This window comes from Pseudomonas mendocina, assembly GCF_003008615.1.
GTDB lineage: Bacteria > Pseudomonadota > Gammaproteobacteria > Pseudomonadales > Pseudomonadaceae > Aquipseudomonas > Aquipseudomonas mendocina_C.
On record NZ_CP027657.1, the window covers coordinates 1,170,076 to 1,185,186 of the forward strand.

14 protein-coding genes are annotated in these 15,111 nt (G+C 60.8%); 8 read left to right on the plus strand and 6 right to left on the minus strand.

What is annotated here, in order from left to right:
- The first annotated feature begins 695 nt into the window (after nt 1-695).
- The 5 genes from C7A17_RS05460 to cueR all read left to right on the plus strand — a co-directional run bounded on the left by C7A17_RS05460 (nt 696) and on the right by cueR (nt 4,271).
- Nucleotides 696-1,316, plus strand: a complete 621-nt coding sequence (locus tag C7A17_RS05460) for a hypothetical protein (RefSeq protein ID WP_106737060.1) — start codon at nt 696-698, stop codon at nt 1,314-1,316.
- A gap of 286 nt (nt 1,317-1,602) precedes the next feature.
- Complete coding sequence (locus tag C7A17_RS05465) at nt 1,603-2,547, plus strand: DUF6708 domain-containing protein (protein ID WP_234035889.1); 945 nt, start codon at nt 1,603-1,605, stop codon at nt 2,545-2,547.
- A gap of 10 nt (nt 2,548-2,557) precedes the next feature.
- Nucleotides 2,558-2,833, plus strand: coding sequence for a hypothetical protein (locus tag C7A17_RS05470; protein ID WP_106737062.1), 276 nt, complete (start codon nt 2,558-2,560; stop codon nt 2,831-2,833).
- A 328-nt stretch (nt 2,834-3,161) separates the two neighbouring features.
- Nucleotides 3,162-3,794: a hypothetical protein gene (locus C7A17_RS05480; protein ID WP_106737064.1), complete on the plus strand. Its 633-nt coding sequence runs from the start codon at nt 3,162-3,164 to the stop codon at nt 3,792-3,794.
- 39 nt (nt 3,795-3,833) lie between these two features.
- Nucleotides 3,834-4,271 carry a Cu(I)-responsive transcriptional regulator gene (gene cueR / locus C7A17_RS05485; protein ID WP_106737065.1) on the plus strand — a complete coding sequence of 146 codons (438 nt, stop codon included), beginning with the start codon at nt 3,834-3,836 and terminating at the stop codon, nt 4,269-4,271.
- 99 nt (nt 4,272-4,370) lie between these two features.
- On the opposite strand, the gene C7A17_RS05490 is transcribed toward cueR, so the two are convergent.
- Both C7A17_RS05490 and C7A17_RS05495 read right to left on the minus strand, forming a co-directional pair.
- Nucleotides 4,371-5,258, minus strand: coding sequence for a PA4780 family RIO1-like protein kinase (locus C7A17_RS05490; RefSeq protein WP_106737066.1), 888 nt, complete (start codon nt 5,256-5,258; stop codon nt 4,371-4,373).
- An 86-nt stretch (nt 5,259-5,344) separates the two neighbouring features.
- Nucleotides 5,345-6,232 carry a LysR family transcriptional regulator gene (locus C7A17_RS05495; protein ID WP_106737067.1) on the minus strand — a complete coding sequence of 296 codons (888 nt, stop codon included), beginning with the start codon at nt 6,230-6,232 and terminating at the stop codon, nt 5,345-5,347.
- Between the two features lie 99 nt (nt 6,233-6,331).
- Here C7A17_RS05495 and C7A17_RS05500 point away from each other — a divergent pair, with 99 nt between their 5' ends.
- Nucleotides 6,332-6,973: an NAD(P)-dependent oxidoreductase gene (locus C7A17_RS05500; protein ID WP_106737068.1), complete on the plus strand. Its 642-nt coding sequence runs from the start codon at nt 6,332-6,334 to the stop codon at nt 6,971-6,973.
- A gap of 59 nt (nt 6,974-7,032) precedes the next feature.
- On the plus strand, nt 7,033-7,323 hold the full coding sequence (locus tag C7A17_RS05505; RefSeq protein WP_106737069.1) for a DUF2218 domain-containing protein: 291 nt from the start codon (nt 7,033-7,035) through the stop codon (nt 7,321-7,323).
- Between the two features lie 4 nt (nt 7,324-7,327).
- On the opposite strand, the gene C7A17_RS05510 is transcribed toward C7A17_RS05505, so the two are convergent.
- Nucleotides 7,328-8,071: a 5-oxoprolinase subunit PxpA gene (locus C7A17_RS05510; RefSeq protein ID WP_106737070.1), complete on the minus strand. Its 744-nt coding sequence runs from the start codon at nt 8,069-8,071 to the stop codon at nt 7,328-7,330.
- A gap of 228 nt (nt 8,072-8,299) precedes the next feature.
- On the opposite strand from C7A17_RS05510, the gene C7A17_RS05515 reads away from it, so the two are divergent.
- Nucleotides 8,300-10,504 carry a TonB-dependent receptor domain-containing protein gene (locus C7A17_RS05515; RefSeq protein WP_106737071.1) on the plus strand — a complete coding sequence of 735 codons (2,205 nt, stop codon included), beginning with the start codon at nt 8,300-8,302 and terminating at the stop codon, nt 10,502-10,504.
- 174 nt (nt 10,505-10,678) lie between these two features.
- On the opposite strand, the gene C7A17_RS05520 is transcribed toward C7A17_RS05515, so the two are convergent.
- The 3 genes from C7A17_RS05520 to C7A17_RS05530 form a co-directional block, all read right to left on the minus strand.
- Nucleotides 10,679-11,791, minus strand: a complete 1,113-nt coding sequence (locus C7A17_RS05520) for an alpha-hydroxy acid oxidase (RefSeq protein ID WP_106737072.1) — start codon at nt 11,789-11,791, stop codon at nt 10,679-10,681.
- Between the two features lie 78 nt (nt 11,792-11,869).
- On the minus strand, nt 11,870-12,538 hold the full coding sequence (locus C7A17_RS05525) for a Fe2+-dependent dioxygenase (protein WP_106737073.1): 669 nt from the start codon (nt 12,536-12,538) through the stop codon (nt 11,870-11,872).
- Nucleotides 12,539-12,671: 133 nt separating this feature from the next.
- Nucleotides 12,672-14,975, minus strand: coding sequence for a TonB-dependent receptor (locus C7A17_RS05530; RefSeq protein ID WP_106737074.1), 2,304 nt, complete (start codon nt 14,973-14,975; stop codon nt 12,672-12,674).
- Nucleotides 14,976-15,111 lie beyond the last annotated feature (136 nt).

Sequence of the window (15,111 nt, forward strand, 5' to 3'; positions counted from 1 at the left end):
GAACGCTGGAACGACATCAACCCGCGCTCGGGCCTGATCAATGAACTGCGCCTGGTGCTGCGCCTGCCTGGCCAGCGTGAGTACAAGCAAGGTATGGTCAGCTTCGACGGCCATGAAGAATGGCAACGCTCGTTGGGCCTTAGAGGCCTTTCCACCCGTTGCGTGCCCCTAGTCTGGGGGGAAGATGACCCTATTCCACTCGATCTGGACATCGGCACTCGCGTACAACCCGAAGCCGATGGCAGCGTGCGCTTGCGCCGTGCCTACCACGAGGACGTCGAGAAACTCATCGCCATCCGCGGCAGCCTGACCTACCAACCCATCGAAGGGCTGTATCTGGCGCCTATCGATATCGACCTGAGCTGATCATGACCACCGCGACCGACCACCCTTTTGCCCAACGCCTGGCCCAGCTACCGGACAGCCGCCTACTCCGTGCCGATCAACCTACCGGCGCCCCCTTGATGTGCATGCCGGAAGTGGAAGAACAGACGGAGCACTATCTGGCTATCGAGCATGGTGATAGTGCTGATCGAGGGATGCTAACTGGAGCGTTGGGGGGGGTAGCCGGTCTTTTTTGTAGCGCCTTTTCCCTGGCTTTCTACTTGGATCATCGACCTGAACCAGCTCTAACCACCCTGTTATTTGCACTTGCCCTCTTTACCATTCCATTCGTATGGGAAGTCCTACGTCCCATGCCACTCCCCATCCTGCTTAACCGCCGCACCCGCGAGCTGTACTTCGAGCAAGAAGGCGAGATTTACCACACACCCTGGGACGTTATCGCCGCAGCCACCTATGCCTATGGCACGGTCGGCCCTTATACGGCTGGCATGCGCCATGCCGCACTCGAAGCCCTGCTGCACCGCTATGGCCATCCTCAGGAGCAGGTAGTGATCAACCTAGGCTCGCCTACAGGCAAGAGCCTGGAGATGCAATTGGGGTTCTGGGAATACCTGCGCACCTATATGGACAATGGCCCATGGTTCGATCAGAAAGGGCAGTCCAGTGACTCGCCCGAGTTCAACCATAGCCTGCTGGCCGCACGCAAGCGCCGTGGCCACTGGACGCGCCTGCAGTGGCGTGACATCAAGGAACAGTATCAAGCCAATGATGGCCGTAACTTCCTGAGTGGCTCTGACTTCGTGCTGTTGGTCGGCAGTCTCTTTTTGGCACCACTCAACGCCATTCAAAACTTCACCTACGCCATGGCCAAACGCCGTGCACGCAGCCAGTGGCCGCAGATGATTCGTGAGCGCTTGCGTGCAGATGGCCCCACCAGTCGGCTGGTGGATCTGGAGCAAGGCCGAGCCTAGGTGGCAAGGCATGGTCAGTTTCGACGGTTACGAGGAGTGGCAACGTTCCGCCGGTCTCACTGGTTCTGCCAAACGTTGCATACCGCTGGTCTGGGGGGGAGGACGACCCTATTCCACTCGATCTCGACGTTGTCACCCGCGTACAACCCGAAGCCGATGGCAGCGTGCGCTTGCGCCGTGCCTACCACGAGGACGTAGAGGATCTTGTCGCCATCCGTGGCAGCCTGACCTACCAACCCATCGAAGGGCTGTATCTGGCGCCTATCGATATCGACCTGAGCTGATCATGACCACCGCGACCGACCACCCTTTTGCCCAACGCCTGGCCCAGCTACCGGACAGCCGCCAACTCCGTGCCGATCAACCTACCGGCGCCCCCTTGATGTGCATGCCGGAAGTGGAAGAACAGACGGAGCACTATCTGGCTATCGAGCATGGTGATAGTGCTGATCGAGGGATGTGGACGGGGGCGCTGGGGGGGCTGGGATGCTTTCTTTTCATTATGGCCATGATTGCCTTATTAAACGGACATACTCAAAGTGCTGCCCAGGCATTCTTTGTTGCCATAACATGCACAGTGATTCCTTTTCTACTAGAAATCCTGCGCCCCATGCCACTTCCCATCTTGCTCAACCGCCGCACCCGCGAGCTGTACTTCGAGCAAGAAGGCGAGATTTACCACACCCCTTGGGACGACATTGCCGCCGCCACCTATGCCTATGGCACGGTCGGCCCTTATACGGCTGGCATGCGCCATGCTGCACTCGAAGCCCTGCTGCATCGCTATGGCCACCCTCAGGAGCAGGTGGTGATCAACCTTGGCTCGCCTATTGGCAAGAGCTTGGAGATGCAGTTGGGGTTCTGGGAATACCTGCGCACCTATATGGACAATGGCCCATGGTTCGATCAGCAAGGGCAACCCAGTGACTCGCCTGAGTTCAATCAGAGCCTGCTGGCCGTGCGCAAACGCCGTGGACAATGGACGCGCCTGCAATGGCGCGACATCAAGGAGCAATATCAAGCCAACGACGGTCGCAATTTCCTGAGTGGTTCTGACTTCGTGCTGTTGGTCGGCAGCCTCTTTTTAGCGCCACTCAATGCCTTTCAGAACTTCACCTACGCCATGGCCAAACGCCGCTCGCGTAGCCAGTGGCCGCAAATGATTCGTGAGCGCTTGCGTGGCGATGGCCCGACCACTCGGCTGGTGGATCTGGAGCAAGGCCGAGCCTAGATGGCAAGGCATGGTCAGTTTCGACGGTTACGAGGAGTGGCAACGTTCCGCCGGTCTCACTGGTTCTGCCAAACGTTGCATACCACTGGTCTGGGGGGGGGAGGACGACCCTATTCCACTCGATCTCGACGTTGTCACCCGCGTACAACCCGAAGCCGATGGCAGCGCACGCCTGCGCCGTGCCTACCACGAGGACGTCGAGAAACTCATCGCCATCCGCGGCAGCCTGACCTACCAACCCATCGAAGGACTGTATCTGGCGCCTATCGATATCGACCTGAGCTGATCATGAACACCGCGACCGACCACCCTTTTGCCCAACGGCTCGCCCAGCTACCGGACAGCCGCCTACTCCGTGCCGATCAACCTACCGGCGCCCCCTTGATGTGTATGCCGGAAGTAGAGGAACAGACGGAGCACTATCTTGCCATCGAACATGGGGATAGCGCTGATCGCGGAATGCTAACGGGAGTATTAGGAGGGGGGGGGTATTTTTTAGCCTGTTAGCCATCCTTCCCTTGTTAGTTGAGGGTGATCTTCAATGGGCTCTCAAGTTATTTACTATTGTCTTTTCCATCACATTGATAGCTTTCTTTTGGGAAGTCCTACGCCCCATGCCACTCCCCATCCTGTTCAATCGCCGCACCCGCGAGCTGTACTTCGAGCAAGAAGGCGAGATTTATCACGCCCCCTGGGATGGTATTGCCGCTGCCACCTACGGCTATGGAACAGTGGGCCCCTACACGGCTGGCATGCGACATGCCGCACTCGAAGCCCTGTTGCATCGCTATGGCCATCCTCAGGATCAGGTGGTGATAAACCTAGGCTCGCCCATTGGCAAGAGCCTGGAGATGCAATTGGGGTTCTGGGAATACCTTCGGGCCTATATGGACAATGGCCCATGGTTCGATCAGCAAGGGCAGCCCAGTGACTCGCCCGAGTTCAATCAGAGCCTGCTGGCCGTACGCAAGCGTCGTGGCCACTGGACGCGCCTGCAGTGGCGTGACATCAAGGAACAGTACCAAGCCAATGATGGCCGTAACTTCCTGAGTGGTTCTGACTTCGTGCTGTTGGTCGGCAGCCTCTTTTTAGCGCCACTCAATGCCTTTCAGAACTTCACCTACGCCATGGCCAAACGCCGCTCGCGTAGCCAGTGGCCTCAGATAATCCGTGAGCGCCTACAGGCAAATGGCCCAACCAACCGACTGGTTGATTTGGAGTCAACAAGCTCCAACACAGGCGTCTAGCGTTATCCTGCGCAACGACTCAATGGCGAGAGTTTTCATATGAACATCGGCCAAGCCGCCAAACACACCGGCCTTAGCGCCAAGATGATTCGCTACTACGAGTCCATCGACCTGCTGCCCCATGCTGGGCGGTCGGAAAGTGGCTATCGGCAGTACAGCGCGGGCGATGTGCACCGCCTGGCCTTTATCAAGCGGGCGCGGGATCTGGGCTTTTCGCTGGAGGAAGTCGGTAAGCTGCTGGCGCTGTGGCAGGACAAGCAGCGTGCCAGTGCCGATGTGAAGGCGCTGGCCGAGGGGCATATCGCCGAGTTGGAACGCAAGATCACCGAGATGAGTGCGCTGCGCGATACGTTGGTGGAGCTGGCGGCCAGTTGTCAGGGTGACAACCGGCCGGACTGTCCGATCCTGAAAGGGCTTGAACAGGGTGTAGGCTGCGGCGAGCCGATGTGTTCGCATCGCAGTAAAGACACCCCGTAGCCCGGATGCAATCCGGGGATGCAAACGCATCCCCGGATTTCACCGTTCACAGGTGCGCACAGTGCACCCTACGGATCGGAGCCCTCGGCAAATACCTGATCAACGCATCCAGGGCGGGATCGGTTCGGCATCCTTGGGTTCGTCTTCGGCGTTGAGCAGGGCCTGCTTCTTCGCTTCCTCGGCCAGCGCGGCCTTGATCTCGCGCATAACCGCGTCGATATCGGCGGCGTCCTCAGGCTCGGCGAACTCACCGGTCAACTGTGTATCTGGCTGCAGTTTGCCGGCCTCGTAGAGCGCCCACATTTCCTTGGCGTATTTGGTGAACCTCAATTCGGGTGCAAATTGACCGAAGTACTCGGCCATGTTGCGCACATCCCGCTCGAGCATGCTGAAGGCATGGTTGTTGGCAGCCGCATCCACGGCTTGTGGCAGATCGATGATCACCGGGCCTTCAGGGCCGAGCAGCACGTTGAACTCGGACAGGTCACCATGCACCAGGCCGGCGCAGAGCATCTTGACGATTTCCTGGATCATGAAGGCGTGGAACTCACGCGCGTCATCCGGATGCAGGTCGACGTCATTGAGCCGTGGCGCAACGTCACCTTCACCGTCACCCACCAGCTCCATCAGCAATACGCCATCGAGAAAGTCATAGGGTTTGGGCACTCGCACGCCAGCGCTTGCCAAGCGGAACAGTGCGGCGACTTCGGCATTCTGCCAGGCCTGCTCCTGCTCCTTGCGGCCGTACTTGCTGCCCTTGGCCATGGCGCGAGCCTGACGGCTACCGCGCACCTTGCGCCCCTCCTGATACTCGGACGCCTGGCGGAAACTACGTTTGTTGGCCTCCTTGTAGACCTTGGCGCAACGCAGCTCATCGCCGCAGCGCACCACATAGACCGCTGCTTCCTTGCCGCTCATCAGCGGTCGCAGCACCTCGTCCACCAGGCCGTCCTCGACCAGGGGTTCAATACGTTTGGGCGTCTTCATCGGTGTGGATCACGGGTCCTTTCTGGCCGAGGGAATAATTGCGGCCCATCCTCGCACAGCCTGAGGCGGATGCCGACTGTTGATCGTCATGCACTGACCAGATGACGCCGGAGCGCCTCGATGGCGTAGCGCACCTTTGCCGGTTGCGCATCGCGCCGCGGCGTCACGATATGCAAGCCGATGGGTTCCAGTTGCCAGTCCGGCAGCAACGGCAGCAGCTCACCGCTGGCCAGCAGATCACGGACTTCCGGCTCAGGCTGCAACGACACGCCCATACCCGCCAGGGTGAACTGGCGTGCCGCGAGAATGTTGTTGCAGCTGATCCGCGTCTCCAGACGCAGGCGCTGCTGCGCCCCGGCAGGACCATGCAGCGTCAGATGCTGACTGCGCTCGAGGTGCAGGCCGATCCAGTCCAGCTTCAACAATTGCTGCGGCTCGCTGGGCCAGCCGGCACGTGCCAGATAGGCCGGAGCAGCACATAGCAACATCCGCCAATCCGTCACGTAGCGGGCAACCAGGCTGGAGTCCTCCTGACGACCGACACGAATGGCGAGGTCGATGCGTGATTCGATCAGATCGATCTGCTCATCCTGAAAGAACAGGCTCAGGCTCAACCCTGGATGAGCACTGAGCAGCGGCGCCAACGCCTCGCACAGCAATGGCCCGGAAAACCCGACCGGCGCGGCGACACGCAACTCCCCCACCGGCGCATCGCGCTGCTCGGCAAGACGCTGCTCGGCCTGCTGCGCCAACTCGACGATCTGTTGGCAGCTCTCGTAAAAAGTCGCCCCCGCCTCGGTCAGGGTCAGCTTGCGCGTCGTGCGGTGCAGCAACGTGACGCCCGTAGCCTCTTCCAGTCGACGGATCTGCTGGCTGACGGCGGACGCCGTCATGCCCAGCACTTCGGCAGCACCGACCATCGACCCCTTTGCAACCACCGTGGCGAACAGCGCCATGCGCTTGAGCTGTTCCATTATGAAGCTCTACTTAATTATTCAAGTGCATCAGGCCACTTTTTCTCGTGTTTATCCAGCAGCGATGATGTGTTCACCGTCACTATTCGAGGTTTCCCCATGAAGATCGCTCTGATCGGCGCCACCGGCTATGTCGGTGCGCCATTGCTGCAGGAAGCACTGAACCGCGGCCATCAGGTCACGGCGCTGGTACGCCACCCGCAAAAACTGGCCGTACACCCTCAGTTGACTACCGTGCAGGCAGACGTGCACGACAGCGTAGCGCTGGCCGAGCAGTTGCGTGGACATGACGTGGTTATCAGCGCCTTCAACCCAGGCTGGGGTATTGCGGATATTCGCGAGCAGTTCATCGCCGGCAGCCGCGCGATTATTGCCGCCAGCAAGCTGGCCGGAGTCAAGCGCCTGCTGGTGGTCGGTGGCGCCGGAAGTCTGTACGTTGCGCCCGGCGTGCAATTGATCGATACACCGGACTTCCCAGCCGAGTACAAGGAAGGCGCCGAAGGCGCGCGCCAGGCGCTGGAAATCCTGCGCGGTGAGCAAGAGCTGGAGTGGACTTTTCTCTCGCCAGCGGCCCTGCTCGTTCCAGGCCCACGCACCGGCAAGTTCCGTCTCGGCCAGGATGAGTTGCTGATGAATGGCGATGAACCAGGCAGTGTTTCGGTTGCCGACCTGGCCGTGGCGCTGATCGACGAAGCAGAGCAGCCGCAACATATCCGTCAACGCTTCACCCTGGCTTACTGAGCCTTGCCGCGCCCTACCGCGGTAGGGCTGGGCATGAATCACACGAAAAAGGAACTCCCATGCGTACATTCAGCAGCAGCGCCTTCGTCGCTACCGATACCCCGGCCCGCTACATCAGCCGACTGTGCAAGCACTTCGCGCACAAGATTCCGGTCAGCTTCGACGAACAGCAGGGGCGCATCGAGTTCACCTCTGGCCTGGCCACCTTGAAGGCAGAAAATCAGGGGCTGCGTCTGCAGGTGGAAAGTGCAAGCAGCGATGACCTGCAACGCCTGCAGGGCGTTGTCGGCAGTCACTTCGAACGCTTCGCCTGGCAGGAAGAGCTGAGCCTGGACTGGCAGCCTGATTAGGCGTTCAGAGTGCATCCAGGCGGGCGCGCAAACGGCGCAACACCGCTAGCGACTCGGGGTTGTCGCCATGCACGCAAAGGCTGTCGGCTCGCAAGAGCAGCGGTTTGCCATCGATATCATCGAAGGCTTCGCCTCGGGCGATGGCCAACGCCTGACTCAGGATGCGCTCAGGATCCTGGTGCACCGCGGCACTGAGCCGGCGCGGAGCCAGTTGCCCATCGGCCAGATAGGCCCGATCCGCGAAGGCCTCGAACATCAGCGGTACATCGGCTTCATCGGCCAGGCGCAGTTCCCGATCATTGTCAGCAAGCGCCAACACCATCAGCGGCAGACCCTTGCGGTAACTCGCACAAGCATCGAGTACCGCTCGCAGTAGCGCATCGTCACGCACCAGATCGTTATACAGCGCACCGTGCGGTTTGACGTACGCCAGTTGGCAGCCGGCAGCACGACAGAAGGCATCCAGTGCGCCTATCTGGTACAGCACCAGAGCGCGAACCTCCTCTGGCGAGCACTGCAGATGGCGCCTACCGAAACCTTGCAGATCGGGATAGGAGGGATGCGCGCCCACGCTCACGCCGTGCGCTACGGCCAGCTCGACGCTACGCGCCATGATCAGTGGATCACCCGCATGGAAACCACAGGCCAGATTGGCCTGATCGATCAGCGGCATGGCCAATTCATCATCGCCCATGCGCCAGGCACCGAAGCCTTCGCCCATGTCGCAGTTGAGAAGAATGCGGTTCATGCCGGCAGCTTAGAGTGCCCGACATGCATCCGCAAAGCCCTTCTCACATTCGAGAATTAATCGTATTTACAAAATTTACACCTGCCTGCAGCCCAGTCACTGCGGGCTCTCCAGCCACATAGCGCAGGTCTCAATATCATCCGCAATTGAACCTTATATGCAAATCACTATCATCCCGGCCGTTCGCAACCGTTCCGACTGCACCCTCTTACCGCCAGGAGTAGATCGATGTCCGCCCTCAATTCCCGCACCGCCTTGGCTAGTGCCATTGCCTTGGCCGCCAGTTTTGGCGCCCAGGCCAACGAGCCCATCGCCCTCGGCGACGTGGTTGTCAGTGCCTCCGGCTTCGAGCAGAAGATCACCGAAGCCCCCGCCAGCATCAGCGTAATCAGCCGTGAGGAACTGCAGCAGAAGCGCTACAACAACTTGGCGCAAGCGCTGGGGGATGTGGAAGGTATCGACATCGGCCAGGGCACCGGCAAGACCGGCGGCCTGAACATCAGCATCCGCGGTATGCCCAGCCAGTACACCCTGATTCTGATCGATGGCCGCCGCCAGAATGCAGCCGGCAACGTCACCCCAAACGGCTTCAACGAAACCTCCACCAGCTTCATGCCGCCGATGTCGGCCATCGAGCGGATCGAGGTAATTCGTGGCCCAATGTCGACCCTCTATGGTTCCGACGCCATGGGCGGCGTGATCAACATCATCACCCGCAAAGTGGGCAAGGAATGGACGGGCTCGCTGACCCTGGATCACACCTTCCAGGAAAACCGCGACTTCGGCGAAACCAGCAACACCAGCCTCTACGCCAGCGGCCCGTTGGTCGATAACCTGCTGGGCTTGCAGGTTCGCGGCAGCCTGTTCAACCGCGAAGAGTCGGATCTGAGCTATGGCAACGGCGTAGAAGTCAGCAAGCGCGGCCCCTCTCCCGTGGAAGGTCGCAACAATACCCTGGGTGCGCGCCTCACCCTCACGCCTCACGAGGATCATGACTTCGCGCTGGATGTCGAACGTGGCCGTCAGGTTTACAACAACGACGAGTGCCAGCTAGGCACACTCGATGGTCTCAACAATGCCTGTACCGCCCCGAGCACCAATGCTGCCGGCTACGACGACGAGTTGCGCTTCGAACGTGAACAGATCGCGCTCACGCACACCGCACGCTTCCAAGCCGGAACGCTCGAATCGAGCCTGATGCACAACACCACCGAAACCATCGGGCGCACCATCCCCGGTACTATCGGAGTCCCAACTGCAGTTCCGGGCGCAATCGGCGGCGATGACCGGGAGCTGGAAACCACCAACCTGGTTCTCGACAGCAAGTTCGTAGCACCGATTGGCGAATCCCACATAGCGACTGTCGGCGGTCAATGGTGGAAAGCCGAAATGACCGACGGTATTGCTCAGACCACATTCGAACAGAAGACCTGGGCGTTGTTCGCCGAGGACGAATGGCGTTTGCGTGATGATCTGGCACTGACCTTGGGCGCTCGCTATGACGATCACGAGGCCTTCGGCGGCCACGTCAGCCCACGCGCCTATCTGGTATGGAACACCACCGACAACTGGACCATGAAAGGTGGTATCAGCCGTGGCTACAAAACCCCAGATCTGAACGACCTGCATGGCGGCATCAACGGTGTCACCGGCCAGGGTACTGTCATCACCATCGGCAACCCGAACCTGGAGCCCGAGACCACCACCAGCACCGAGTTCGGTGTCTACTTCGACAGCCTGGAGGGATTCAACGCCAACGCCACGCTGTTCCACAACAAGTTCAAGGACAAGATCGCAACCGGTGACCCGGTGTCCAACCCTCTGTGCGCCGGCAACAACGGTGGCACCTGTGCCCAGCAGATCAACATCGACGAGGCGGTGACCCAAGGTCTGGAGCTGGCTGCCAGCTGGAACTTTGCGCCGGCCTGGACACTGAGTGCCAACTACACCTACACCGACAGCGAGCAGAAGAGCGGCGACAACAAGGGTGAGCCGCTGACCAATACGCCGGAACACCTGGCCAATGCCAAACTGGCCTGGCAGACCACCGATCGCCTCAACCTCTGGCTGAAGAGCGAATACCGTGGCGAACGTGCTCGCTTTACCTCGAAGTACGAAAACCTGGCCAACACCAACGGCAGCTATTCCACCAACCAGTCGATCTACGACACCCTCGGCAAGAACACCAAGGCCTATACCCTGTTCCACCTGGGTGGCTCGTTCAAAGCCTCGGAGAACGTGACGCTCAACGCAGCGATCTACAACCTGCTCGACAAGGACTTCGTCAAAGGCAAGGCCTATACCACCTATGCCAACAGTGGTGCAGCCAACGGCACGGCATACGGTACGGACTACATCCAGAGCACCCAGTCCACCACGGGTGTAATGGAGGAAGGTCGCCGCCTGTGGCTGTCGGCGGTCATCGAATTCTGACCCCTGCCACATCAAGCAAAACGCCAGCCCTCGGGCTGGCGTTCTGCTTTCTAGCGACTGTCGACCTTGCAGGTGGACGCTACATCACTGCACACATAAGCGACAGATCATGCATCGTCATGCCGTAGCCGACTCGACAAGGCACGTACGTTGGCCATGTGAGAGAACGGTTGTCTAGCGAGCAGCAGGGCGCCAGATCACATCCGGGCCGATGCTGGCCAGATCGGCGCACCCGGTCAGGGCCATGGCCACTTCCAGTTCGGCGCGCAGCAATTGCAGCACATGCGCGACACCGACGGCTCCCGCAGCAGCCAGAGCAAATACATAGGGCCTACCGACCAACACCGCATCCGCGCCCAAAGCCAGCGCCTTGAGGACGTCGCTGCCCCGACGAATGCCGCCATCGAGCAACAACGGCACCCTCCCCCGCACTGCGGCAGCCACCTCTGGCAGCACATCGATGGTTGCTGGCAGGCCATCCAGGGTGCGGCCGCCATGGTTGGAAACGATCACGCCATCCATCCCCGCTGCCAGAGCCTGTTCGGCGTCGACGCCATTCATGATGCCCTTGAGCAGGATCGGCAAGCGCGTCTGGGCACGCAGCCAAACCAGGTCGCTCCAGGTCGGCGCTGCGGCCAATAGCGGGCCGCCCAGCAGCAGGCTGCTGCTCTGTGGATCAGCCTGGGCCTGCAAAGGCCGTATGCCCCGCAGGTTGACCGCCTCCACACCTGCCGGCAGGGCGAAACCCGCACGCTGTTCGCGGTTGCGCACGCCGTTGACCGGCGCGTCCACCGTCAGCACCAGGGCTTGGTAGCCGGCGCTTTCTGCACGCCGGATCAAGGTGGCAGTGAAATCACGATCAGGCTGGATATACAGCTGGAACCATAACGGCGACTGGGCCTGCGCGGCGATGGCTTCCAGCCCGACGCTGGCCTGGGTGCTGACCACCATCCCGGCACCCAGCGCAGAGGCGGCCAGGGCGCTGGCCAGTTCGCCCTCGGGATGGGCGAGTTGCTGATAGGCCACCGGGGCGAGAAAGATTGGATGAGCGAAGTCCTGCCCAAACAGGCGCAGACGCGTATTACCGCCACTGAGATCCTGCAGCACCCGACCGCGCAGACGCAGACGCTCGAACGCCGCCCGGTTGTCCGCCAGAGTCAGTTCATCGGCAGCGCCACCGGCGAGGTAGGCCCAGGCCTGCTCGCTCATACGCTCACGGGCGTAGGGCTCGTAGTCGGCGACGGCAGCGATGGTCGACGGGATCTGCTGCAGCGTGGGCAAGGGCATGGCATTTCTCGGCACATTGGTGCGTGGAAGACATCGTTGAATTCGTGGCCAGGATTGCATCAGGGCCACAGGTCAAACTCAGGTCTGCGACCATTGCCGCAACAGGTTGTGGTAGATCCCGGTCAGGCGCACCAGCTCAGGGCTATCCGGCACCTGCTGACGCAGCGCCTGGATGCTGTCATCGAGCTCCAGCAACACGCCGCGCTGGTCATCCTGACGCACCAGGCTCTGTACCCAGAAGAACGAAGCCAGGCGTGCACCACGGGTCACCGGTTCGACCCGATGCAGGCTGCCGCTGGAATAAAGGATCAGGTGGCCAGCGGGCAATTTGATGCGTGTGTCCTGCACCACCAGCTCGCCACCTTCGTACTCATCCGGCTCGCTGAAGAACAAGGTGGCCGAGAGGTCGGCACGAATCCGATGTGGCGTGCCTGGCACGCTGAATACGGCATTGTCGATGTGATCGCCATAGGCACCGCCGCCAGCGTAGCGATTGAAGCGCGGCGGCACCACTTTCAGCGGCAGCGCGGCGGCCATGAAACGTGGGTGCTGGGCGAGTCGCGCAAGAATGAAATCCCCCAGCTGCTGGGTCAGCGGATCATCCTGAGCAAGCTGCTGGTTGGCCTTGACGCTCACCGCCTGATGCCCGGCCGTGAGCCGACCATCCTGCCAGTTGCCGGCCTCCAGCGCCGTGCGGCACTGCTGCAGTTGTTCGGCGCTCAGCACATCGGGAATGCTCAGCATCATATCGGGGAGTCTCCAAGGCCATTCGCCATCGCGAATGATTCTAAGGGGCTGCGGCACTCGGGCAGAAGCCTGATGTGCAAATGAAAACGCCCCGGCTGCCATACAGCCGGGGCGCTGAAGCATCCAATCTCGCTTAGAAGCGGAAATTGGTGCTCAGCGTGAAGGTACGCGGGTCACCCAGCAGCGCACGACGGCCCTGCCAGTTGGCCGAGCTGACGTACTCCTCGTTGGTGAGGTTGTCGACGTTCAGGCTGACATCCACATTGGCATTGACCTCGTAACTGGCCATGGCAGCGAAGGTGGTGTAGCTCGGCACACGACCGTAGCGACCATTGGCGACGATACGCTCGACGTCATCCGGACGCCCCAGGTAGGACGAGCCGACATGTTGCGCGCCCAGCCCGAGGGTCAGGCCGACCGGCAGACGGTAGGTCGTCCACAGGTTGCCGGAGACCTTGGGTGTGAAGGCCAGTTCATCGCCATCGGTGCGCAGTTCGGTACCGTAGTCGCCGCCATTGGCACGACGACGGACGTCATCCAGGTAGGCGCTGTGCTTGCGCTCGCTGTCCATGAAGACGATGCCGGCGAAGACATCCCAGTTCTCGGTGATCTTGCCGCTGGCCCCAAGCTCCAGGCCTTTGACCACCTGCTCGCCGTAGCCCTTGAGCGTGGCCGGGCCGGTTTGGCCGACGTCCAGCCCGGTGATCGCCACCTTCTTCTTCACCGTGTAGAACAGCGCGGCTGTGGTGGACAGGCGGCTGTCGAAGAAGTCCCACTTGGTACCGATCTCGTAGTTGTGCGCACGCACCGGATCGGCGCCCTTGATCAGCGCCGGCAGGCCCTGGTCGGTACGCGAGATATCCGAGTTGGACAGGTACGAACCCGGTGGTTGGGTGGACACACCGTAGGCCGCGTAGACGCTGCCGTTGGGCAGCGGCTTGTACACCACGCCCAGCTTGCCGCCGAGGCTCAGCTCGGTGTCGTCGAAGTCGTCACCCGGTGCGGTACCACCGGCCAGGCGCTTGTTGCTGATGCTCGCCTCGTACTGCTCCAGGCGCAGACCACCGGTCACCTGCCACTGCGGGTTGATCTCGATGGTGTCGTAGACGTAGAGCGCGGCCGTATCCACGTCCACTTTGGTGCGATCACGCGGTGCCAGTGCTGCCGGTGCGCTGCGCTCCCAGTCCGGGTCGAACACGTCGACCAGGCCCGGCAACGTCTGCGACGCGAAGCCCAAAGACTCGGACTTCTCGCGACTCAGCTCCAAGCCCGCCGAGAGGTTGTGACGCAAACCACCGGTGCTGAACTGGGTGGAGAAATTGGTGAGGTTGCTCAGCGAGGTGTTGACGCGGTCGTACTGCTGACGCTGCACGTTGACCAACGCGGCATTGGCGTTGTTGTCGTCATCCAGCACATGGGTGTAACGCGCCTGACGGTCGACACGCGCCCAGCGGGTCTGGTTGCTGATCGCCGCCCCCGAGGCCAGGTCATGCTCGATACGGAACATCAGCGCATCGCTGGTGGTGTCATCGAAGTCGGACTTGAGGCCGAAGTACTTGTCACGATCAGCCGACCACACCGACGGATCGAGCGGCGTATTGGCACCCTTGAGCTTGTCACGCAGGGTCACACCGGCCACGCCCAGATCCGGACGGTCGTTCACCTCGACGTGTTCGTAGGCGAAGATGGTACGCGTGTCGGTACCCAGGCCGAAGGCGACCGACGGCGCGATGCCCCAGCTGTTCTTCTCGGCATGTTCACGACCTGCGACACCGCTATCCTCGACCAGCAGGTTGAGGCGGAAGGCCGCGTGATCGTTGATCAACTGATTGGTATCGACGGTGGCACGACGACGCGGCTCGGAGTCGTACTGGTCGAAGCCGAAGCTGGCACCACCGGCGATGAAGCTTTCCAGAGTCGGAGTCTTGGTCACCTGATTGACGTAACCACCCGCACCGCCGCGGCCATTGTCGGCTGCCGGGCCCTTGAATACCTCGACCTGTTCGACGTTGAACACATCACGGGCATAGCTGCCGTTGTCACGGGCGCCGTCGATGAATAGGCTGCCGCTGGTGTTGAACCCACGCAGGCTGAAGTTGTTGGTGCCGGTGGCAAAACCGTTTTCACCGGCCTCGAAGCTGATACCGGGGGTGTTCTTCAGCACATCGGTCAGAGTCCGGGCGTTCTGCTGACGGAACAGGGTCTCAGGAATGATGTTGACCGTCTGCGGTGTATCGAGCAGCGCAGCGGTCTGCTTCGGCGAGGATGCCTTGTCGACCTTGAAGCCTTTGTCCGCTTGCCCCTGGACGGTGATGTCATCCAGTTCGACTGACGACTCCTGGGCCACGGCGAAGCCGGACAACAGGGCCAGGCTGACGGCTGAGGCCAGCAGACGACGTGGTGGGAGGGTGGCACGCTTGTTATCGTTTTTGCTCACGAGAATCACTCCTGATTGAGACTGCGCGCGATAGTAGATGAGACTCAGTCTTAATCAATCTTTACGAATGATTTACATGAACTTCTTTGTAACAAAAATGTCGGCTCTCTTTATTGGCTACTCACGCAAGGCTCTG

Bases quoted from the DNA above. Each gene is read 5' to 3' on its own strand.
- C7A17_RS05460 (WP_106737060.1), top strand. From the start codon at position 696: ATGCCACTCCCCATCCTGCTTAACCGCCGCACCCGCGAGCTGTACTTC.
- C7A17_RS05465 (WP_234035889.1), top strand. From the start codon at position 1,603: ATGACCACCGCGACCGACCACCCTTTTGCCCAACGCCTGGCCCAGCTA.
- C7A17_RS05470 (WP_106737062.1), top strand. From the start codon at position 2,558: ATGGTCAGTTTCGACGGTTACGAGGAGTGGCAACGTTCCGCCGGTCTC.
- C7A17_RS05480 (WP_106737064.1), top strand. From the start codon at position 3,162: ATGCCACTCCCCATCCTGTTCAATCGCCGCACCCGCGAGCTGTACTTC.
- cueR (WP_106737065.1), top strand. From the start codon at position 3,834: ATGAACATCGGCCAAGCCGCCAAACACACCGGCCTTAGCGCCAAGATG.
- C7A17_RS05490 (WP_106737066.1), bottom strand. From the start codon at position 5,258: ATGAAGACGCCCAAACGTATTGAACCCCTGGTCGAGGACGGCCTGGTG.
- C7A17_RS05495 (WP_106737067.1), bottom strand. From the start codon at position 6,232: ATGGAACAGCTCAAGCGCATGGCGCTGTTCGCCACGGTGGTTGCAAAG.
- C7A17_RS05500 (WP_106737068.1), top strand. From the start codon at position 6,332: ATGAAGATCGCTCTGATCGGCGCCACCGGCTATGTCGGTGCGCCATTG.
- C7A17_RS05505 (WP_106737069.1), top strand. From the start codon at position 7,033: ATGCGTACATTCAGCAGCAGCGCCTTCGTCGCTACCGATACCCCGGCC.
- C7A17_RS05510 (WP_106737070.1), bottom strand. From the start codon at position 8,071: ATGAACCGCATTCTTCTCAACTGCGACATGGGCGAAGGCTTCGGTGCC.
- C7A17_RS05515 (WP_106737071.1), top strand. From the start codon at position 8,300: ATGTCCGCCCTCAATTCCCGCACCGCCTTGGCTAGTGCCATTGCCTTG.
- C7A17_RS05520 (WP_106737072.1), bottom strand. From the start codon at position 11,791: ATGCCCTTGCCCACGCTGCAGCAGATCCCGTCGACCATCGCTGCCGTC.
- C7A17_RS05525 (WP_106737073.1), bottom strand. From the start codon at position 12,538: ATGATGCTGAGCATTCCCGATGTGCTGAGCGCCGAACAACTGCAGCAG.